Consider the following 22,165-nt stretch of genomic DNA (forward strand, 5'->3'; position numbering starts at 1 on the left):
ATAGGATAAAAAGTAATAGAAAGAGTTCAAAGAACAACAAGAATACTTGCAAATAAAATAATCATATACAAACTTAATGGAACGAATTTCCTCAAAGCAAAGAATACCTGATATTAACCAAATGAAAGTGTTAAAACTTCTTTTGTGGAATACTGTTCGATATTGAAAAAAGTACGTGTATATAGTTTGTTTTATTGAATTATTGGAAATACTAATCATATCAGATGCCTCCTAGGGGTTTGGTTCTTGTAAAATTAGTATTCCTAGGATTAAGGTATCTGATTTTGTTATTTTATGGAAACGAACAATCAATTACTTGTAAAGTGGTGTATTATAATGATAACTAGAACAATAAAAAGTGAGGATTAAAATAATGGATAGATTAAAAACATATTCTATTAGGAAGTCTTCTCAATTACTTCGAAGAGGTAAAGAATATGCTGATTAATAGATCTGATAATAAGTTTTTAACTACACAGTGCAATGTATATATTTCACCACATGAAGTATTAAATCCTTATATATCAACCTATAATATTCTATTCCCCGAAAAAAATATGCTTTCTGAAAAATACACGATTATTCCAGATGCAAGTGGAACCTTTTCTTTTGCTTATGACGGAAAAAGTATAAAGAGTGAATTATGGGGGGCTTCTTCAAAAATAAATGTAATTGGGAGTGAAGCTAATAATTATAATTTTCTATTATTAGTTGAATTGAAACCATGTGGACTATATCAATTTACGGGCGTCAATCAAAAAGAATTTACTGATATAAGAATTGATTTGGAGGCAGTTAATAAGTCCCTAAATACTTCGCTTTGCAATATAATTGAAAAAGCTATTGATGTTAATGATTTGGTAAATGGACTGAATGCGACTTTTCTTTCTCATATGGCTGATGTTTACCAAATAAATACCATGTTAGGATTGATAAGAAAAATACATAATAATAATGGTTTTTTACATATAAAAGAATTATCATTTTCAGAGCATTACAGTGAAAGGCATTTGAATAGACTTTTTTATCAATATATCGGAATGAACGTAAAATTGTTCTCAAGAATTGTGAGAATAAATAATGCGATAGGGCAGATGAAAAATTTAAAAAGTAGCTGTACTTTGATATCACAACAAGCAGGTTATTATGACCAATCTCATTTTATAAACGACTTCAAGGAGATATGTGGAGTGCCACCTACGCAATATTTAAAAAACATGTCCGATTTTTCCAATTCAATATTCAAACCATAAGATACACTAATACTGGAGGTGGTTTTATGGAATATGGAGGATCTCTTTTGACGGTTAAAGATGTTGATGTGTCAAAAGCATTTTATGTAAATGTCCTTGAACAAAAAATTGTTTTTGATATGGGTGAACATGTTACCTTTGAAGGTGGGTTTTCGATACAACAGGATTATTCTAAATTGATTGGATTAAGTGAAAATGATATATTACAAAAAGCACATAATTTTCAATTGTATTTTGAAGTAACAGATTTAGATAATTGGAACTTGCAGTTAAAAAATATAAGCAGTATAGAGTTTTTACATGACATCAAAGAATATGCTTGGGGCCAAAGAAGTATTCGGCTATACGATCCAGATATGCATATTATTGAAGTTGCGGAAAGCATAGAAAGTGTTATAAAGCGTTTTTTGAAACAAGGACTATCAGTTGAGGAAACCGCAGAACGTACAATGTTTCCTATTGATTTTGTTAAGAAATGCTTATAGGGTATATTTCATAACAAAAATCCGAATCATTAAAAAGATTTGGATTTTTGTTATAGATGTATGATAATGTTATATTAATAGAATCAGAAGAGATTAATTATTATGTTATAAAGCAGGTGAAATCATTAGTGCAATAAACTATAAACAAATAATATAAGAGAATGCTCTAAATAAATTGAAAAGGAAAATTCCTTATGGTTAGGATTTGAATATATATCGTGTGTGCGAGCATGGCTGTAAATACCAAGTGTATGCTATATTAAAAACACAATTACGCGCCCAAATATTTAAAGAACTTCTTGGCGAAATTCCAAAACGTCCAGCGGCAGGTGACATTGTTGATATGGATTATGATTTTAGTGAATTAGATAAGATTATTCCTCACCCCACTATAGAAATTTTACTCCTCGTGCCAGTGGTACATACCGAAGTCAACAAAGATATATAAATTCAGACCCAATGCGGTATGAAGAATTGCAGGCGCCATTTTTTTATTCTCTGCAGGTGCGTTTGTCTGGAGTAAGGCAAAAAATTGTGTAGGGATAACAAACGCTTCAAATAATAAGGTAAACCCTGACCCTTGACGTGTCTAGGGAACCTCAACTTGATATTACAATTACATTTAGGAACTTTGCAATTTAATTATTATGAATCCAATGTTTTATGAGATTTTTTTGGATTTTAGACCAAGTAAAATTAAAAGAATTCCAGGAATTAAAAACGGTATAACAATACTTAACTTTGAAAGAGGACCAAATATTAGCATTCCAAAAGGTGTAGCTACTGATGAAAATAATTCCACAAAAGAAAATGTGCGTCCAAGATATGCTTCATCAGTAATTTCTTGAATATGTGTTGTTAATGGAGTGTAGTATAATGGACTCCCTATGCCCATTATAAACATGAGCATAACGAACAGAATAATATTTTTGCTTGGAATCAGCAGTATCATTACTAACCCGAATAGCGTTGCAGAGAAACCTATTAGTTTGAAAGGTGCAGTTGACAATGCTTTATAGGATAAAAATAGACTTACTAACAGTGCACCAATTGAAAAAGATGTTTCGATTGTACTCAATATCCAGATTTTATTTCCAAATGTTTGCAAGGCTAAAAGGGGAGTTAGTTGTGATGCAGGTATAACCAAAAAAGAAAAAATACTATAAAACAGAATACTGTTTTTCAACGAGCGATTGGAGAGGATATAGCGTATTCCAGATTTTAATTCCTCTATTGGCTTATATTTTTCTGCACTACTTTTTCGTGCTGGCATAGAAATGGTGGAGAGTAGGGAAACCCCTATCACAGCAGTAATTACGTCAATAAAGAACACACTGGACATTGACATAAAGCTCATAACAATACCGCTTATACCAGGGGAAATAAGCTGAATAACACACCAAATACTTGTGGATATACTGTTTGCCCGCATTAATTCTTTTTCAGGAACGATTAGAGGCAACATGCTTTTAATGGCAGGCATCTGAATTCCACATCCAAATGATCGCAAGCAGTTAAAAAAGAATATCCAGCCAATATTATCAATGCCAAGTAAAAAGAGTACAGCTAAAACAAGCGTAGACAGGGCAATCGCAGAATCTGATAGCATTACAATTTTTTTAGGTGAATATCGGTCTGCCAAAACACCGCCAAATAACAGGACTAGTGCTTGCGGTAAATAGGTAGTGATTGTGACTCCGGCGATTGCAATTCCTGATCCTGTTTTCAATGTAATATACCACATAACCGCAAATGAAACGATAGTGGAACCAAGCAGCGACACTCCTTGACTTGACATATAGGCGAATAACTTAAAACGCCAATTGTCAGGCGTAGTTTTTTTTTGCACATTGTAGCCTCCTTAAATATATTTTCCTGTGATGCTTTTGGTGTTGGTTCTCAAATCTTTTGGTCTACCAGCAGCAACTAGAGTTCCACCAAAGGCACCACCTTTCGGTCCTATATCAATAACCCAGTCGGATGATCGGATAATATCTGTGTTATGTTCAATGATTAGCACCGTGTGATTGGAGGTAACCAGCTTTTTGAAAATAATGATCAGTTTTTCAATATCACTGAAATGCAGACCGGTGGTTGGCTCATCCAGAATATAGAGCATATGCTTTTTTTGTTTGCAACTCAGTTCCTTTGCTAACTTTAATCGTTGTGACTCACCACCACTAAAAGTTGTTGTATTTTGTCCTAATTTTATATAGGGCAGACCAACATCTTCTAATACTGATAACTTACTAAAAATTTCTTTGTTATCTGTCCAAAATATTTTAGCTTCAGATACGTCCATATTTAAGATATCAGCAATATTTTTATTCTTATATGTTACTTCTAGCACTTGACTTTTATATCGTTTCCCCTTGCAATCTGTACAGGTAACAAAGTGATCAGCCATGTATTGAAAAGCAACTTTGATCTGTCCCTGTCCCTCGCAGGTTGGACATTGTCCTTCTTTGGAATTAAAGCTAAAATACTTTTCATTCAGACCAAGCTCCTGAGCATCCTGTTGTGATGCAAATATTTTACGTATTTCATCAAAAGCACCTATATAGGTAACTGGCGTAGAACGAGTTGATTTACCAATAGGGGTTTGATCCATATGAATGAAACCATCAATTTCTTCAAAGCCATCTAAATGTTTGAAATTCCGATTTACGATGTGCCTCTTATTTATGGCTTCATTCAATGCAGGTATAAGCGTCTCAAATACTAGCGTGCTTTTTCCTGAGCCACTCATTCCAGTAACACAGCACATTGTGTGTAGCGGAAAGTCGACAGTTATATTTTTAAGATTATTTCCTGTACAGCCTGATAGAGTAAGCCATTGTTTAGGTTTTGGCAATTCGGGTAATGGCTGAAGGTCAGTGTTTTTTAAATATTTGCCTGTTAATGATAATGGATTATTAATGATATCAGTAACATCGCCAGATGCAATAATTTTGCCCCCATGAACGCCTGCACCGGGACCTATATCAATTATATAATCAGCTGAGAGCATTGTATCTTTGTCGTGTTCAACAACTATGACGGTATTTCCCTTATCACGAAGCTTTTTCATAGTGTCTATCATTAGGTGATGGTCACTAGGATGTAGTCCTATAGATGGTTCATCCAGAATATAGGTTAACCCCACAAGGTCACTGCCTAATTGACTAGAAAGTCGAACTCTTTGAAGTTCTCCTCCAGATAGTGTTGGAGCTGTTCTGTCTAGGGTGAGATAAGACAGTCCAACCTGTAATAAATTTGCAATTCGTATTTTAATTTCTGGAAAAATATCTTTAGTTTTCTCTTTTGGTATTTCAGGCAAATTATTTGCTATGATTGCAAACCAATTGTTTAGTTTTTCAATCGGCATTTTTGTCAATTCAGGCAGTCTCCATCCTAAGACAGTTGTATATCTGGCTTCTATACAAAGTAGTTCTTGATTACATGTCGGACACGGGATTTCATTCATGTACTGTTTGTAAGTATTGTTATCTGTCTTTGCTTCTCTAAATAGACGGAGAATATGAGAAAAGGCTCCTGCCGCAGGTCGTGAAATAACAGTTTCTCTGCCACGAGAATTGTAGGTAAAGTTATAAATTTTATCGCCTGTTCCATAAAGTATTGCTTTTTTAAAGTCTTCAGGTAGACTTTTCCACGGTAGATTTAGATCTACTTTCATATGCTTTGCAACCGCATAAAGTTCTCCTACCCACCAGTTACCAGTAACTTTTTTCCTTCTTAATTTACCCCACCAGTGAGTAGCTCCGTCTAAAACAGATAACTTGTCATTCATTATGATTGCATCGGGATTTATTTTGTACATAAATCCAAGACCGTTACAATCATGACAGGCTCCATTATGGGTATTGGGATTAAATGAGGATGTAGTGAGGGATGAGAAAAGAAGATTACAACTTGGACAACCATTTTTATTTTTACCTTTTTTTACTAAAGGTTTTCCACAATAAGGGCAATGTGAAATCCCTATTGCTACATATAACATTCTCAAATAATCAAGTATACCTGTTAAAGTACCTACTGTAGAACGGGGATTTTGGCTACCTTTCTTTTGTTCGATTGCGATGGTAGGAGTGAGCCCTTGTAAAGAATCAAATTCTGGTTTTTCAGTCTGATCCTGCATTCTTGCGGCACTCGACAAATTGTCAAGATAACGTCGTTTACCCTCTGCATAGATTGTGTCAAAAGCCAATGAGGACTTTCCACTGCCACTCACTCCGGTAATTACGGTTAGCTTCAATTTAGGAATAGCAACGCTAACATCTTTAAGGTTGTTCTGTCGACCGCCTTTCAGAAGTATTTGATTCGGTATAGTTGATATGGCATCAGAAATAATCGATTCCTCTTGCTTTTGAGTATCTTCTATTTGAAATTTATTACCTAACAAATTTGGATCAATCATATTTGATTGTCTAATTACATCTAAAATAACGAGTTTAGAACGAATTGATTGTAAATATTCAGCTGGAAAACGGTCAAGCAGGTTTTTAAATTCATCAATCGAAGCGTTACAATTTGAGGTAAGGTCTGCCATTTCGTCAAGAAGCTGCTTTTCGATTTGAGAGAGTTGACTGAATTTTTTCGTACTAAACTCTGTCCATAAATCCCACGGCAACAGTTCCAATCCCTGCAGGCAATTGAAGTCATGTAACAAATTTCCTTTGACAGAGTGCCAACCTTTCCAGTTTTTATTGTAGCCAAAATCTTCGGGGTGGCGTTCACCTAATCTGCTTTTTATCCATGCCTCTCCTGCAAGAAGAAAGTTGGGGTTTGTGCTCATATCAGAGGTACCAAAGGTAATGTCATAATATTTCTTTTGAATCTCATCAATCTGTGCATCTACACGAATCCAACGGTCTTGTTCAATGTCATAATACTCTGCTACCCAGTGATCCTCAAACATTAAATCACTATCAAAATAGTTGGCAAATCCGACTCTAAGCCGAGCTGGAATTTTTTTGTGTCGCATAAAAGAGATTAGAAGTAGGGCGTAGTCTCTACACATACCCACAAGACGTTGTTTGGGTTCACGTGCATCCTTCAAAGAACTATGATCAAGTCGAAAAATAGCTTCCAGCATTTGAGGTACCGTACGAAGCAATTCTTCGTCAGATTGATGTTTGCTAAAATTAACACCATATAACTTGCCAAGATCACCATGTATGACAAGCCCCTGAACGATATTTAGAAGTTGTTTTGGATTGTCTGGAAGTACATTTAATTCTTTCGTATATTGCTTTGGGTCAGTAATTACACTTTGTTGTACGTAATAACCTACGTTATAATTATTTTTTGTCATTTTAATTCCTCCTCTAATTTGATGTTAAACCCTCACACGGTGTCAGTGTCAAGAGGTGATTAGTGATGACTAAATAAATTTAAAATGTCACATAAGAAGAATAGTTTGTAGTTTTAATAGTCTATAAGGCAATTAAAAACGAGCTACTTTAACATAAAAAGAACGTTCATTATAGAACGTCCTTAGAATATGGTACTGTTTTTTTTTGTGCTATTTGTACTGGAATTTGAATTTCCGTCAAATAATCATTCGGATCTGAAGTATCTGTTTTGCCTATTATAGTAACTTGACGGCTTAATCCGTTCATTTCATATTGACTGTGTGCATCCAACCAATAGATAAAACTTTGGTAAGCAGCGGTCAATTTTTCATAAGAACCATACACCATCATGCAAGCCATCTTATTAACACTTTCCAATTCGCGAAATATAAAATGGTCAATGTTGTTGGAAAGCTTTTTTACAACAAAAGCTACTTCAACATCAACGTCAGTATCAACATGTCCTTCGTCGTGATATATGGTGATGTTGTTATAACTGTGTCTTTCAATATCAAGATGTTCTCTATTTATAAAATCGATCAGTTCATACCATAAATTTCCCTCATAAGAATACTCTGGTATTTTTTTTCGAAATGAAACGATATTATAGCTTGGTATAGATTTAATTGTAACATTGTAATGAATATCAATTTGGTCTTTATGTATATCGCTGATTGCAGCTCTGATTCTATTAATTCGTTCATTCTCCAAGTGTATATTCTGTTCTGTTTCGTGGATTTTATTATTTAATTGTTCAATGAGAAAACGATCGTTCCAATTTTTAAGTAATTCACTGATATTAGCAACTGAAAAATTCAAATCACGTAATAAAACTATTTTTTGTAAATCAGGTACCTGTTTGACAGAATACATGCGATATCCTGAATGCTTATCTATATGATTAGGCTTTAATAAGCCGTGTTCATCATAATAACGAAGCATGCGAACTGAAACATGCGTCAATTTTGAAAAATTTCCTATATTAAGCATGAATTCACCTCCTTATTTTCAGTATACATAAACTTTAATGATACTTCAAGTAATTAGGAAATAGCCTGGGTTTTTTCCAAATTTAGATGATTTCATGTATTTTCTCAAGCAGTAGTACTTTTGTACGTAGCATATCAAAATTATTACCGGTATACATAATTCGGTTTATTACTTTTAATTTATTTACACTACCCTGTGCTAAACCGTTACTGTATTCATAAGTAATTGCATTCTTAACTACTTATATAATAGCTTTATTAAATCGGAGAAAGGCAGCTGATTACTAAGGTACAATCGAAGCAGGATAATCGGGTTTATTATATTGCTCTTACCGAAAAGGGTTTAGGTATCATTGAAAAACTTAATAAAAATCAGATGAACAAATTGCAAAGCAGTTTGAATATTTAGGGCATGAAGAGTTATTTAGAGTCTTGGAAGCCATGAACATTATAAAGAACAAAATCTCAGAAAGATTGTATCCAATTATCATCTGCAATTTTGTTGAAGATGACGTGGCGTATTTGATTTTGAGACATCAGATTTTATATCCAGTTGAATATGGTTTATCTTCAGCCTTTGTCAACGATGTAAATATGGTAGTACATTAATGTATAGAACATTTTGATACAAGAAAAGAATGTATACTGATTGTAGAAGTGGACGGATGCAGACTCAGAAGTGTTGAAATTGCTAAATCTGATGCTAAAACGGTGAAATCAAGATTTTTTTCTCCTTGAAACTATAATTAAACTAAAAACAGCAAGACACATCTATAAAAGCAAAGGATTCAAAATAACCCATACACAGGAAAATCCGGCATGCGGAAATAACGTTATAGAAGAGCGTTGGGATATGAATATTATAACTCCTCTTATTTGAATTAGTAGAAAAAAGAAATAATCATGACATACGGTGCAAAAAAATTATCTGCTATCATGGTGGTATATTTATACCTTAAATCAGTGGCTTGTAAACATACTCTGCTGACAAGTGTAAATGTCAAAGAATTTTGGTGAGATTTATGATTGGAATGATGACAAACACCCAAGGCAATTTATTCTAATGTACAGTTTTTTTAATACCTTAAAATTTAAGTGTATTTTTAGAGATAACACCCCATACTCAAATAAAAATGAAAAATTCCACAGTGAAGCAGAAACCTAAAAACAAGCATTCGCTATTTATGGGGAAGACAAAATCATCTGAGTATGCTACTATTTTTACAGAAAAGGAGGGATCATTTTGAATCAAGAAAAAATTGGGGGATTTATAGCTGAGGTCCGAAAAGAAAAAGAAATGACACAGGCAGAGCTTGGTGCAAGGCTTGGAGTGACAAACAAAACTATTTCTCGATGGGAAAATGGAAACTATATGCCAGATATATCCTTAATGCAATCCTTGTGTGAAGAACTTGAAATCAGTATTAATGAATTTCTAAGTGGAGAAAGAATTAGTGATGAAGATTTCCGAAAAAAGGCTGATAGCAATATAATTTCTTCTCTAAATCGAGAAAAGTTAATTCGGCGAGAAAAGAGAGCTAGTGACTTTTTTGGTGGAGCGGGAACAGGTATCTTGCTGTCTGCTTTATATTCTCCAGATTCTATAAGAAGAACAGTGGTTAGTGTTATTGGAATAGCAATGATTTGCATAGGTTGGTATTGCAGAGCAAAATTAGACAGATATATAATTGATAAAAGTGAAAACTAGATTTAACTGTTAAACAAAATAAGCATAACTTACCTCAATAGTGATGAATTTTCAATTAGGTTTAGATGAACTTTGAAAAACAGATACATGTGTACCGTTTTCAAAAGTTTGGGAACATTGTGTTTAGATAAGTTCAATCTTCTAGTAAAATTCATTTTGAGGTTAAAACAGGTATCTAATTATTTAAAATGTAATCCTAAAATGGCATAAGGAATTAAAAATAGGCATAGATACCTTAACCCAAAACTTATCTAGTATGAATTTGCAATCGTATAGGGCGGTGATATCCCACGATATTCCAAATGTATAACGGAGTTCCATTGAAATCAAGGGGTATACTCTATGGAGTTAAAGATTTTTTAGACAATAGACGGTACAATATAACATATAATGGAAATACTTGTGCAGATCCTCATGCCGGAAAGAATGCTGTGCTTGCTGCAAATGCATATTTTTTTTCGAATGTTTCAGACATAACAATTTTCTTGGATGTTCGGCTCCTTTTATAGACCAACTTATACCATTATTTTTCATTCTATTTGGTAAAACATTTCGTATGCTGCCTTCGGTAAATTATCACCTAATTTATCTGTATACTTTATTAGTGCTTCAAAGTTATTTTTAGAATAAGTATAAAGTTGTGATTAATTTTCTTTTTACTTTTCAATATCGTTGAAATTTATCATTGTATTGGTTAAAATATTATTATCCACATAAAATACTCCTCTCAATATTGTTGTGGTAATTACATTATATGGAGATTTTATGTGAATAGAAAGAATAAACAGTATGGTATTTACTGGGTGTAATTCTTTTATTTTGGCTATTCGTTATATTGACACTAGTGACAATTATGTTGTCTTTTGTATTATCAGGAAGGGAGACCTATTTTGTTGATAATTACAGTGTCTCAAGTACCCAAATAAATAATTTAGCGAATATAAAATATCTTCTGAGTTTGATTAGAGATTTAGATGAATCTTTTTTGCGCTTTAAGCCAATATCGGTTGTCCTATTGGTTTTAATGGGAATTAGGATATACGTTACTTAACAGCTTGAGTAATGAGGACAGCAATGTATTTAATATTTTGGAAAAGCATCAATAATATAACTCTTACACCAAGGGGCTTACCCGCTTTAGGGGACATTATTATAACCGCGACAATGCAGACAGAATAGATTACGCTTTTGGAACACAAATAAATATAAAATCAAAATGCAATCAAAGGAAGGAAAAATTATTATGCCATTAATAACAATCGAGAGTGGAAGTTTAACAATAGAACAGAAAGAGGAACTGATTAAAAAAATGACTAAGGTTGCCTCCGAAATTACCAATGTTCCAAGCGAGTTTTTCTTAGTTACAATAAAAGAACTTTCTGATAGTAATATAGGTATTGGAGGAAAAACAATTGATAAAATTAAAGCAGGCTATAGAAAATAAGGGATTCTCTAAGGGAATACCAGATTCATAAGACATGATTATCATCGCCACAAGGCACGTGGAGACTATAGTAGCACTATCATCAAAATGCGTTGTCTTAATGTAACACAGGTTTTGTTTTTTGTTGGGTGAATTAGATGGAAAACTTGTCAATAACCTTGTAGAGCTAGGATTCCCAAATGATAAAGTATCCTTTCAGGAAGCATTGAAGCTTATTGCAGATATCGAACTGCTGCAAAAAACTGTGATCGTGATTGATGAGTACCATTTGCTAAACGGTACTGATATAGGACTTTTATTGAGTTTCTCGTAGTAAATGAAATTAATCATCTCCATATTGTCTTAACTACTCGTTTTATTGATCTCCCAAGCATGGAAGAGCTTTTTCTCAAGGGTTATCTATACCACATTACAAAGGAAACCTTTGAGCTTATGCCGAATGAAATCATAAAATATTACAAACTGTGCGGAATCAGTATTAAGGTTACCGAGGCGCAGGCAGTACATATGTGGGGGAATGAAAATGCAAAGAAGTATTTAGTCAAAATTACCAGAATAAACGCTTTTATAAATTATGATATTAGTTCCAAGACTTATCAAATTCACAACATTTTCACAAATATCTTGCAGCCATGCATTATTTTTATGAAGCTAGTGATTTTGACAACCTGCTTTTGGCAGTGGAGCTCGACAAGACAAACAGCATTGTAAATGAGCAAAAAGAACTGCTGATTAAATATTTTGAGGAATGTCCTGAGGAGTACAAAGCAGTAGTCCCGACCCTGCGGAGCTTGAAATTTGCATTGCTTTGCGAATTGCTTAAAAGTAGATATGAAGAATTAAAATGATAAACCCGAGTGGAATGAATTAATAATACATTCCACTCGGGTTTCTTATGTGAAATAGAAATCTAATGCATCTGATTGAATAAATCAAGTTTCAAAAAAACCACCTGCTATTCAGATGGTTCTAATTGTAAATCATTGTATAGAAATACTATTTCTATACTCTAATGGAGTCTTTTTTATAAATCGCTTAAACACAATAGAGTAATAATTTTGTGTATTAAAGCCAACAGATATGGCTATATCTAGAAGAAGTAAATCCGTATTTTCAAGCAAATATTTGCTTTTTTCAACTCTATAATTATTTAGGAAATTAGAAAAAGTAAAGCCAGTTTCTTTCTTAAACACTTTACAAAAGTAGCTTTTATTGATAGATAAATCATTGCATAAATTATCTAAATTGATGCAGTCGGTATAATTTGTATGTATGTATTGGATAGCTTTTTTTACATGTAGACTAAATTTCAAGCTACTCATTCCCTTACTAAATTTACTATCAGAAATATTCAATAGGATAGCAGGCAGATATTCTATGCAACTCTTTGGTTTAAAGGGAATACAATGAGTGTCATTTTTTTCACAGTTAAAAGGTCCTATGATGAAATAGCCTTTATATTTATCAAATCTAGATATGGAAACCACTACGAAATGAATATCATTTACATAGCTTAAATTACAGCTAAGCAAATCATCAGAATTAAAATGGATATCTTTATAAACCGTACAATGATTAAATATTTTTTGGATTATAGGAGCATAGCCTATCTTACAAATCTCATTAAAATCAATATCTATTGCTAATATTGGTAGACTGCAGCAGTTATAGAAATCAGAAATAATATCATTTATGATTTTCAAATAAATACACCTCCCTAAAAATAAGTAATATATGGTTATAAAAAAACAAATATGATGAAGTCCATCTATTAATAATGATATAAAATACTTTATAACAATGATAATCAATACCAATTACATGTTATATATTATTCCTTATTACTATGAATTTGTCAAATAAAAAATAATAGTAGATTTAGGGTAATAGCCAAAATGTAAAGGAGTAAGTTGATCATGTTATTCATTCCTTGGAAAAAAATGATCACTATTTGTTTCAAAGCAACAAAAGAAAGAAAAATAAAAAAAATACAAAAAGGAGTGGTTTTATGTTTTCAAATAAGAAAATAAAAAAATATACAAAGAATATTATGATTGCTATGATGGCAGTTCTAATGATGGTTGGAGGAATAGCTCCTATAGTAGCAGATGCTGCTACAGAAACAGTAAATGTAAAAGCCTATAAAGTAGATGGCAGTGGAGATTTATCTATGGCAGATGGTTACTTAAATGATCAAGCAGATATAGTTACAAAAAATGGAATTAGCACAATGACATTAACATTTTCTAGTTTTGCAAGTAAAATGGAAGATATTAAAGTTTCAATAGCTGGTATGGGGGATCAAATTCCTACTACTCCTAAAAAAAATGGAACAGATGGATTTTCATTTGAAGTACCAGATACACAAACAGATATTGAAGTATCTATGAAATTAAATTTAGGATTTTTCCATCCAGCAGTTGAGTTTATTGTACATCCATATTAATTATGTAATATAAAAAACTCAATAAGAAGTAACCAAGGAATGAATAATGTTTTTATTTAAAAAAATAAAATATTAAGTTTTAAACTATTTATAAGAATAAGTTTAAATAGTTATCTACATAGCTGTTTAAACTTATTTTTGAGCAAATAAAATTCAAACATTAGCAAAAAAAAGGGGGAGCGGATGAATGGTTTTAAAAAAAATGAGTAAGAGCATGAGTATGCTATTGATCATGACGCTTATAATAGGATTAGTTCCACAAACAGCAAGAGTTGCGTTTGGTGAAGGTGGATCAAGTAGTCAAGAAGAGACGGTAGCTAAAACCGTTTATGGAGAAGTATATCTAGAAGGCGAATATTATGATGGACTGCCTTGTGTTTCCTGGGATAAAGATCTCAAAGGCGAAATAGATGGCTATGACGAGAATGAAGACCTACAAAAATATTTTAAGAAGATGTTAGGAGCAAGACAGATATATAGTGATGAGTACCGTGGAAATTCTGATGTGAAAAAGAGTAAAAGGGAAATTACCCTTGGGATAAAAAGAAGTGATTTATTAGAAGATATAAAAATAATTAATGAATATTTAGATGAGAATGATGAATGGAAAGAGGAAGTAATAGCCGATAAGGATGATATGAAAGTTATAAGAAGCTATAAAGAAAATGCTGTATTTGCAACAGATAGTAAAATAAAGTACGACGAAAAGATTGAATATAACCATAGAAAAATTAAAGTAGAGTTAAAAAGAAAAAATGAAGATAAAAAAACTATTGAAATAAAAATAAAAAATCTGAAAATGAGAGTTGAAGATATACCAACAAAACGCAATATGGATATTAGCAAAAAAGGATTGTATGAAGTACAAGTAAGAGGGTTGGAACTAAATAGTAATAAGATAGAAGATCAAGTTGGAGAACATTTTAGTTGGTCTATAGCTAGATATAGAGTGGAAGATGAACAGAACTATCTTGAAGTAGGGTATTTAAGTATAGCCACTGGAGTTTTAATGGATATGGAAATATATGTAGAGGGTAAAAAAACAGAATATACTTCCACAATAAGAGAGTACGGAAAGCATAATACTACTTATTACAAGGTTCCTGTATCAAGTGTAGATTCAGAAATAAAGATGAGCATACCATATGCAGGTAAAACTTATGAAACTAGAATTGTAATATGGAAAAATACATTTAAAGCCATTGAGAATGATGAGAAAGAAACAGAAAAAGAAAAAGCAGTAAGAAGATTAGAAGAAGCAATAGCTAAAGAAATAGAAAAAGAAAAATATACAGAAGAAAGCTACAAAAAATATGAGGATGCATTTAAAAATGCAAAAGCAGTCAATAAAGAAACCGCAAAAGTAGAAGAAATTAAAAAGGCAGCAGATGATTTAGAAAAAACAATAGATGAACTAAAAATAAAAGAAGGAGAGGTTAATACCAACATAAATGTAACAAAGGACGGAGAATATGAAGTAGATATAGATATGTTATTTGACGATGGAAAACCAAATAGTATATTACCAAATATGATAGAAGATAAAGCCATTTATGTAGTAAAGGAAGATAAGAAATATGTTAGATTAAAAGTAAAAAAAGCAGCTGAACAAGCATTTAAGGTAATGCCTAGAAAAATATTTATTGATGGAACAGAGGTAGCATCTGATTATGAAAAAGTAGATGGCGTATCTGTGATAGAATTTGAGGTTAATAAAGTAGATTCAGAAATAAAGATGGACTTTGCAAATAAAAAACATGTGATTGTTTTAGATAAGGATACATTTTATAAAATACCAGTATTGGTGGATGATATTAGTAAAAGTGGACTATACAAATTAGAAATAAAAGGTTTGAAAGACGATAATGATGAAGAATCTATGGCAGCACAATATGTAGGAAGAGAAGGAACTGATCCTATAAATGTAGCGAAGATAGAAGTGAAGGATGGAAAAAGAGAGTTTATCGTAAATGTAAAAAGAAGCGATTGGATGCATGATATAAAAATAGAAGTAAATGGGAAAATCGTTCCACATCATCTAAAAGTAATTAAAACCTATGAAAATATGGTAAATGAGGAAGGAAAACACCCAACAGATAGTGAAATGCGTTTTGAAATTCCAAATATTGATGCAAAAATCAGAATGTATTTACAGGCTCTTCCAATGGGGCTCTATGAAAAAGTATTTAGAATGATCCCACAAAAAAATACCTTAAAATTACTAGAAGAATATGAAGAAACAGAAAAAGAAAAAGCTATAAAAAAATTACAAGATATAATGAAAGTGTCTGTAGACAAAAATAAAAAATACACAGAAGAAAGCTATAAAACATATGAAAATGCATTAGAAGCGGCAAAAACAATTGATACAAAAACAGCTACAGTACAAGAAATATATAAAGCAGCAAAAGTACTAGAAGAAGCTATAGCTGGATTAGAAGAAAAAATAGAAATAACCATTGATAAGAATCATTTACAACAAGACATTAAAGGTATTACTGATAAAAAGAAAAAAATAGTGATCAATAAAATAACAAAAGAATTGGCGGAAAAAGCGAATGTAACGGTAGAAGTAGGAAGTATAAAAGATGCAACGATTAAAGTACAAGCAAAACTAAATACTGAAGGAAAGAAAGAAGCGATACTTCCTAAATTAGAAATAACATCAAATTATGGAAATGTAACAATGACAGCAGGAACGAAAATCGTAGGGGATAAAAACTGGGATGAAACAATAAAAATGCCAAGTATTGTAACAGAAAAACTAATTACAAAGCAAAATAGTATACAAACAGCAGCAATAAAAGTAGGCTCTGAGAATGGAACATTAACTTTTGATCAGCCAGTAAAAATAGTGTTTTCGGGGCAAGCCGGTAAGAAAGTAGCTTATATAACAAATGGAAAAGCACCTGTAGAAATTACGCATACTCTTTTAGCAAACCAAAACAATACAAGAGCTGCAAAAGATGCTATGGATAAGACTAATGTAGGAGAAGCTAAATTAGATGTAAATGGTGACTTAATCGTTTGGACAACACATTTTACAACCTTTGTTATGTATGAAGAAACTACTGATAATCCTTCAGGTCCAGGTTCACATTCAGATGTGCTTGAGGATGGAGAGTATGATGTTTGCGCATTAGCATTACAAGAAAATTCAAATGAAGAGTCTATGACGAATCCATTTATAAAAAATACTACCATTAATGTGAAAGACGGAAAAATTACAGCAAAAATGGTTTGGAAAGGTACCGCGTATATTACAATGAATCTTATAAAGGAGTTAAAATATAAAAATAGCAATGGGGAGTTTGTGGATGCTAATAGAAGTTATAATGCTGGAAATGACACCCTTACTATTAAATTTGAGGTAGAAGATATCAATAAAGCAACAATTTTCAGAGTGTACGTACCAGAAGGAATGGGAGAAAGCAGACCAAAGTTTAGGCTGTTTTTAGGTGATGTTGCGCAAAATATGAATTATTCAAGCAATGATTTAGAGCATATAGTAAATGGCTTCTATGAAGCAGATATAAAAATATTAAAAGAAAATGAAGAGAAAACATCTACAGTAGAACCATATTTCCTTAAAAAAGCAGATGTAGAAGTGAAGGATAATAAAAAATATGTACGCTTATTTATAAAAAACAAGGAAGACATAAAAGACTTGAAAGTAAAAGTAGATGGAAACGACGTAGAATACCAAACAAAGATTATAAAAGAATATGACAATGGCAAAAAAGCCAGCATGATTAAATTTGAAATACCAAACCTTGATGCTTCTATAAAATTAAAAGCAAAAGTAGTACCAGAAGATAATAAAGAAGTCACCTTTAGAGTTTTATTGGAACAACATAAATTCAAAAAGAAGACGGATGAAAGTATATATATTTATATAAAACTATTAGAGGGAAAAATCATCAAGGAAGTTGATTTAAGTGAAGATGGTTTGTATGAAATGAATATGGAAGTAGTAAAAACAGATGAAAACTTATTAGCTATGGTTAAAAAATGCTTTAATGAAAATATTTACTATGATGTAAGAAACGCGAAAAATTATGTGCAAGTAATGTTAAAAAACAAAGATGAAATAAAGGACATTAAAGTATATGTAAACTCGATGAATGTAAAATATGAAAAAATTAATAGTAATGAAAAAATTACAGCTATTAGGTTTGAAGTGCCAGATGCAGATGCAAAAATAAGATTTAGTATATGCATGACAGAAAAGAAAGAACAATATACAGGCTTTAGTGTTGGATTAAAAAAGGATACAGCAAGGAAAATTGAAGAAAAAATCTACTTATATATCCATTTGCCAAATATAACTAATGTAAAAAGCGGAGAAATCAAAAACATCAAATTAGATGTAGCACCAGTTCTAGAAAACAATAGAACGTTAGTTCCACTAAGAGGTGTTTGTGAAACATTAGGCTTAAAGGTTTTATGGCAAGAATCAACAAGAAGTATTTTACTAAGTAATGAGGATATGAAAATTCATTTATACATAGACTCAAGGGATGCAGAGGTCAATGGAAAAAACATAAAAATGGATGTAGCTCCAAAAGTCATTAATGATAGAACTTTTATTCCACTACGATTTATCTCAGAAAATTTAAAACATCATGTGAAATGGATTAAAGAAGAAGAAAAAATCGTCATTACAAAGAGCGTAGATACAATAGAAAAGATGGATATAACTACAAAAGCCAATCAAACAAAATAAATGCATTGAAAATATAGGATGGACCTTTTATAAGCTTTCTATTAGAAGTCTCAATATAGATGGGGAATCTCTCTATCTATATGCTAGTAGTTAAGACGCTAAAGAAATTCACTGTGGAAAGATTATTTGGGTAGAGAAGCTAAATTGGAGCATAACTGTACCCTAAAAAGAGGAGCGAGAATGATATGAAAAATAAATTGTTAATACTATCCACTGCTGTTTTTGTAGCAGGCTGTCTAGTGGCCTCCCCTCTACAAGCTTCAGCTGAAGGAATGAAAACTATTGAATCACAAGGTCCTTCTCAAACAGAAAAAACTGTGATAAAGGGAGAACAGGAACCATTAAAGGTAGGAAAATATACCGTAAGTGTATATGCTTTAAAAGCGGATAAAGATGAGTTATCTATGGCAGGGCAATATATGGACAAAACGGCAATTTTAGAAGTGGTAAAGGATGAAAAAGACAAGAATAAAAATAAAGAATATTTATCTATCAATCTTAGAAGAACAGACTGGATGCAAAACAGAAAAGTTATGATTAATGGAAAAGAAGTAGAACATATCAGTAAGCTTTTGAAAACCTATGAAGAAAAAAATAATTTAGAAGAAAATAAAACAGACCATACCCTTCTGTTTGAAATTCCTAAGGTAGATGCTAGTATAAAGCTAGGCATGAATGTGATACCTATGGGAAATGCAGCAGTTCAATTTAGGGTGGATTTACAGGATAATATTACTAAATTGGAAATTAATGAAACAAAGGATCAAGGAAAAATAAAGCGAAACCCTGTACAAAATAATAGTGAGAATAAGAATTGAAATCAATGTAAATAGATGCGCATATAAAAACTATAAAAGTAGTTTAAGTAGAAAATAAAGGATAGCTTTTGAAACATAACTCTATTCTAAGAAAGCTAGTAATTTCTTAGAATGGAGTTTATTGATGACCCATTAGGGGGGATATGAATGAAACGGCTTTTAGCTTTAATGATGATTGTTGTCATGAGTATTATGTTTGTTGCTTGTGGTGCCAAAGGAGCAGAAATGGAGCAAAATAGCACAGATACAAAAAAAGAAGATATAAGAATTGTAGCAGGAAGTGTTGCAGTAGCTGAGATGCTATTGGCATTAGATATTCCTATGGTAGGAAGACCTAGTACCCAATATGGGATAGCAGATGAATTAAAGGAACTTCCAGAAATAGGACTTCCTATGAACCCAGATTTAGAAGTGATTAAAAGCTTAGGATCAGATATTTTTGTCACTTCAGGTGCCCTTAAAGAACTGATAGGAAGTAAGTTTGAACAAAATGGTATCAACCCAAGATATGCTGATTTAAGCTCTTATGATGCAGTGAAAGAAACTATAAAAGAATTAGCCAGCGAATTTGGAAAAGAAGAAAACGGGAAAAAAATCATCGAAGCATTTGAAAAGAAAGAAAAAGAGATATTTGAAGATATAGATCTTGATAAAAAAGTAAAAGTGATGATTTTATTTGGTGCACCGGGAAATTTTATGTTAGCTACAGAAAAATCTTTTGCAGGAAGCTTGATTCCTAAATTGGGTGCAGAAAATATTACATCTAAAGTAAAATCTAAATATAAAGGGGCTTATGTACCTTTTTCACTAGAGGTAGCTTTAAAGGAAAACCCAGATATCATTTTTAGGATGTATCATGGATATATAGATGAAGCTAAAAAACAAGTGCAAGAGGAATTCGAGAAAAATCCTCAATGGGAAAAGTTTAAAGCCGTAAAAGAAAATAAAGTATATGATTTAGATCCAAAATATTTTGGTGTTACAGGAGATATGGGAGCAACAGAATCTTTGGGGAAAATGAAAGCATATTTGTACAAATAATGAGGGACATGGTGAAATTATGAATGATATGAAAGACAGAACAAAAGCACTGATTATCTTTTTTAGTTTTATAATACTAGGGATTCTAGTTATTGGAACCATTGGGGTAGGGAGTGTGGATATATCTATTAAAGAAATTATGGATGTTTTTGGGGGAAGTGGTGATGAAATTAATAAAAGTATTATTCTAGACATGAGGCTTCCAAGAATTATCCTAGCAGTATTTGTAGGAGCTAGTTTATCTATATCGGGAGCTTTACTCCAAGCTGTTATGAGAAATCCATTAGCTGATCCTGGGATCACAGGTGTTTCTTCTGGGGGAAGTTTAGTAGCTATTTTGATGATATTATATTTTCCTCATCTTTATAAACTATTGCCACTTATGGCATTTTTAGGAGCTATGCTTGCTTGTACATTAGTATTTATTCTTTCGTGGGATAATGGCATAAAGCCTATAAGAGTGATTTTATCAGGAGTTGCTATTAATGCTATGTTTGCAGGAGCCACCTCTTTGTTGGCCATTATGAATAGCGATAAGATTCAAGGAGTTTTATTATGGATCAATGGGAGTATTGCCTATAGAGGATGGAGAGAAGTTAGCTGTTTTTTACCTTATTGCATAACAGGGATTATTTTATCATTATTTTGTATTAAAGGGGCTAATCTTTTAGGATTAGGAGATGATGTGGCTACTAATTTAGGGGTAAATGTAAATAGAACAAGAATATTCATATCCGTAGTTGCAGTATTTTTAGCAGGAATTAGTACATCTGCTGTGGGCATTATAGGATTTATAGGGATTATTGTTCCACATGTTTGTAGATTATTATTAGGATCTGACTATAAATATTTAATACCTATGAGTACAGTTTTTGGAGGTATCATACTCCTTTTAGCGGATACCTTAGCACGATGCATTGCAAGGCCTATAGAATTACCTGTAGGGATCATGATGGCTATGATTGGTTGTCCATTTTTCCTATTTCTTCTAAGGAGGCGTAAAACCCATGCTTAAGGTAAAGAATTTTAAAATAGGATATGATCAAAAAGTGATCGTAAAGGATTTTAATATACATGTAAAAAAAGGAGAGATTTTGACAATCATTGGTCCTAATGGTTCAGGTAAATCAACCGTTTTAAAAGCTATAGGAAGATTATTAAAGCCTATGGATGGAATTGTACACCTAGATAAAAAAAACCTTTGGGAGATGAAGGGAAAGGATATCGCTAAAAATATGGCTTGTCTTTCTCAACGGAATACGGCTCCTGAAGATATGACTATAAGAAAGGTGGTGACCTTTGGAAGAAATCCTCATAAAGCATGGTTTGAGGGAATCAATAAAGAAGATGAAAAAATAATTGATTGGGCCATTGAGAAAACACATCTTAAAGATATGGAAAATAAAAAAATGATTCATATATCTGGTGGGGAAAGTCAAAGGGTATGGATTGCTATGGCACTGGCTCAACAGCCAAAAGTACTATTATTAGATGAGCCAACTACCTACTTAGATATCAACAATCAAATAGAAATATTAGATTTAGTGAAGGAATTAAATGAAAAATTAAACTTCACCGTCATCATGGTTCTTCATGATCTAAATCAGGCGGCAAAATATAGTGATAAAGTGATCGTTCTTAAAAATGGAGAGATACAGGCTTTGGGGAAACCTGAGGAAATTTTAGATAAAGATCTTATAAGAGATGTTTATCATGTGGATATGAATATATTAAAAAATCAATTTGGAGAAAAACTTATTTTTATTCCTAAAAAAATTCATGGGTACAATACATAAAACATGGGAGATAGTGGATTTGTAGATAAGTACATGTACTTATCTACAAATCCATTATACAAATAAAAAACAAATGGAAATAGGGAAACTGAATAAATGGTTAAA

Annotated in this window: 17 protein-coding genes; 13 read left to right on the plus strand and 4 right to left on the minus strand. The window is 32.1% G+C overall.

Annotated elements, in window-relative coordinates; all coding sequences use genetic code 11:
- The first annotated feature begins 437 nt into the window (after positions 1–437).
- The 3 genes from EV214_RS16880 (at position 438) to EV214_RS16890 (ending at position 2,186) form a co-directional block, all read left to right on the plus strand.
- Positions 438–1,253, plus strand: coding sequence for a helix-turn-helix domain-containing protein (locus EV214_RS16880; protein WP_132247894.1), 816 nt, complete (start codon positions 438–440; stop codon positions 1,251–1,253).
- Between the two features lie 26 nt (positions 1,254–1,279).
- Positions 1,280–1,738 (plus strand): VOC family protein, encoded by a 459-nt coding sequence (locus EV214_RS16885; RefSeq protein ID WP_132247896.1) that lies wholly within the window; start codon positions 1,280–1,282, stop codon positions 1,736–1,738.
- A 247-nt stretch (positions 1,739–1,985) separates the two neighbouring features.
- Positions 1,986–2,186 carry a DUF6194 family protein gene (locus tag EV214_RS16890; protein ID WP_132247898.1) on the plus strand — a complete coding sequence of 67 codons (201 nt, stop codon included), beginning with the start codon at positions 1,986–1,988 and terminating at the stop codon, positions 2,184–2,186.
- A gap of 213 nt (positions 2,187–2,399) precedes the next feature.
- Here the strand turns inward: EV214_RS16890 and EV214_RS16895 are convergent, their stop codons facing one another.
- The 3 genes from EV214_RS16895 to EV214_RS16905 form a co-directional block, all read right to left on the minus strand.
- Positions 2,400–3,587, minus strand: a complete 1,188-nt coding sequence (locus EV214_RS16895) for an MFS transporter (RefSeq protein ID WP_243116706.1) — start codon at positions 3,585–3,587, stop codon at positions 2,400–2,402.
- A 12-nt stretch (positions 3,588–3,599) separates the two neighbouring features.
- Entirely contained in the window at positions 3,600–7,052 is a 3,453-nt protein-coding gene (gene uvrA / locus EV214_RS16900; RefSeq protein ID WP_132247900.1) for an excinuclease ABC subunit UvrA, read from the minus strand.
- Positions 7,053–7,221: 169 nt separating this feature from the next.
- The gene (locus EV214_RS16905) at positions 7,222–8,082 is read right to left on the minus strand and encodes a MerR family transcriptional regulator (protein WP_132247902.1); all 861 of its coding nucleotides are present in this window, start codon (positions 8,080–8,082) and stop codon (positions 7,222–7,224) included.
- A gap of 440 nt (positions 8,083–8,522) precedes the next feature.
- Between EV214_RS16905 and EV214_RS18880 the strand changes: the two genes are divergently transcribed.
- From EV214_RS18880 to EV214_RS16930, 4 genes are all read left to right on the plus strand, one after another.
- Positions 8,523–8,690 carry a hypothetical protein gene (locus tag EV214_RS18880; RefSeq protein WP_165916439.1) on the plus strand — a complete coding sequence of 56 codons (168 nt, stop codon included), beginning with the start codon at positions 8,523–8,525 and terminating at the stop codon, positions 8,688–8,690.
- A 634-nt stretch (positions 8,691–9,324) separates the two neighbouring features.
- Positions 9,325–9,789, plus strand: a complete 465-nt coding sequence (locus EV214_RS16910) for a helix-turn-helix transcriptional regulator (protein ID WP_132247904.1) — start codon at positions 9,325–9,327, stop codon at positions 9,787–9,789.
- A gap of 1,243 nt (positions 9,790–11,032) precedes the next feature.
- Entirely contained in the window at positions 11,033–11,233 is a 201-nt protein-coding gene (gene dmpI, locus EV214_RS16925; RefSeq protein ID WP_132247910.1) for a 4-oxalocrotonate tautomerase DmpI, read from the plus strand.
- 124 nt (positions 11,234–11,357) lie between these two features.
- Positions 11,358–11,546 carry a hypothetical protein gene (locus EV214_RS16930; protein ID WP_132247912.1) on the plus strand — a complete coding sequence of 63 codons (189 nt, stop codon included), beginning with the start codon at positions 11,358–11,360 and terminating at the stop codon, positions 11,544–11,546.
- Positions 11,547–12,213: 667 nt separating this feature from the next.
- On the opposite strand, the gene EV214_RS16935 is transcribed toward EV214_RS16930, so the two are convergent.
- The gene (locus tag EV214_RS16935; protein ID WP_243116707.1) at positions 12,214–12,936 is read right to left on the minus strand and encodes a helix-turn-helix transcriptional regulator; all 723 of its coding nucleotides are present in this window, start codon (positions 12,934–12,936) and stop codon (positions 12,214–12,216) included.
- 305 nt (positions 12,937–13,241) lie between these two features.
- On the opposite strand from EV214_RS16935, the gene EV214_RS16940 reads away from it, so the two are divergent.
- The 6 genes from EV214_RS16940 (at position 13,242) to EV214_RS16965 (ending at position 22,060) form a co-directional block, all read left to right on the plus strand.
- A complete protein-coding gene (locus tag EV214_RS16940; protein WP_132247914.1) occupies positions 13,242–13,679 on the plus strand; it encodes an NEAT domain-containing protein in 438 nt (145 codons plus the stop codon).
- 187 nt (positions 13,680–13,866) lie between these two features.
- On the plus strand, positions 13,867–18,405 hold the full coding sequence (locus EV214_RS16945) for an NEAT domain-containing protein (RefSeq protein WP_132247916.1): 4,539 nt from the start codon (positions 13,867–13,869) through the stop codon (positions 18,403–18,405).
- Between the two features lie 185 nt (positions 18,406–18,590).
- Positions 18,591–19,223, plus strand: coding sequence for an NEAT domain-containing protein (locus EV214_RS16950; RefSeq protein WP_132247918.1), 633 nt, complete (start codon positions 18,591–18,593; stop codon positions 19,221–19,223).
- Between the two features lie 147 nt (positions 19,224–19,370).
- The gene (gene isdE, locus EV214_RS16955) at positions 19,371–20,264 is read left to right on the plus strand and encodes a heme ABC transporter substrate-binding protein IsdE (RefSeq protein ID WP_132247920.1); all 894 of its coding nucleotides are present in this window, start codon (positions 19,371–19,373) and stop codon (positions 20,262–20,264) included.
- Between the two features lie 19 nt (positions 20,265–20,283).
- Entirely contained in the window at positions 20,284–21,279 is a 996-nt protein-coding gene (locus EV214_RS16960) for a FecCD family ABC transporter permease (protein WP_207669723.1), read from the plus strand.
- Positions 21,272–22,060 carry an ABC transporter ATP-binding protein gene (locus EV214_RS16965; protein ID WP_132247924.1) on the plus strand — a complete coding sequence of 263 codons (789 nt, stop codon included), beginning with the start codon at positions 21,272–21,274 and terminating at the stop codon, positions 22,058–22,060. The genes EV214_RS16960 and EV214_RS16965 overlap by 8 nt, the downstream gene beginning before the upstream one ends.
- Positions 22,061–22,165 lie beyond the last annotated feature (105 nt).

Source organism: Marinisporobacter balticus (assembly GCF_004345705.1).
In the GTDB taxonomy this organism is placed as follows: Bacteria; Bacillota; Clostridia; order Peptostreptococcales; family Thermotaleaceae; genus Marinisporobacter; species Marinisporobacter balticus.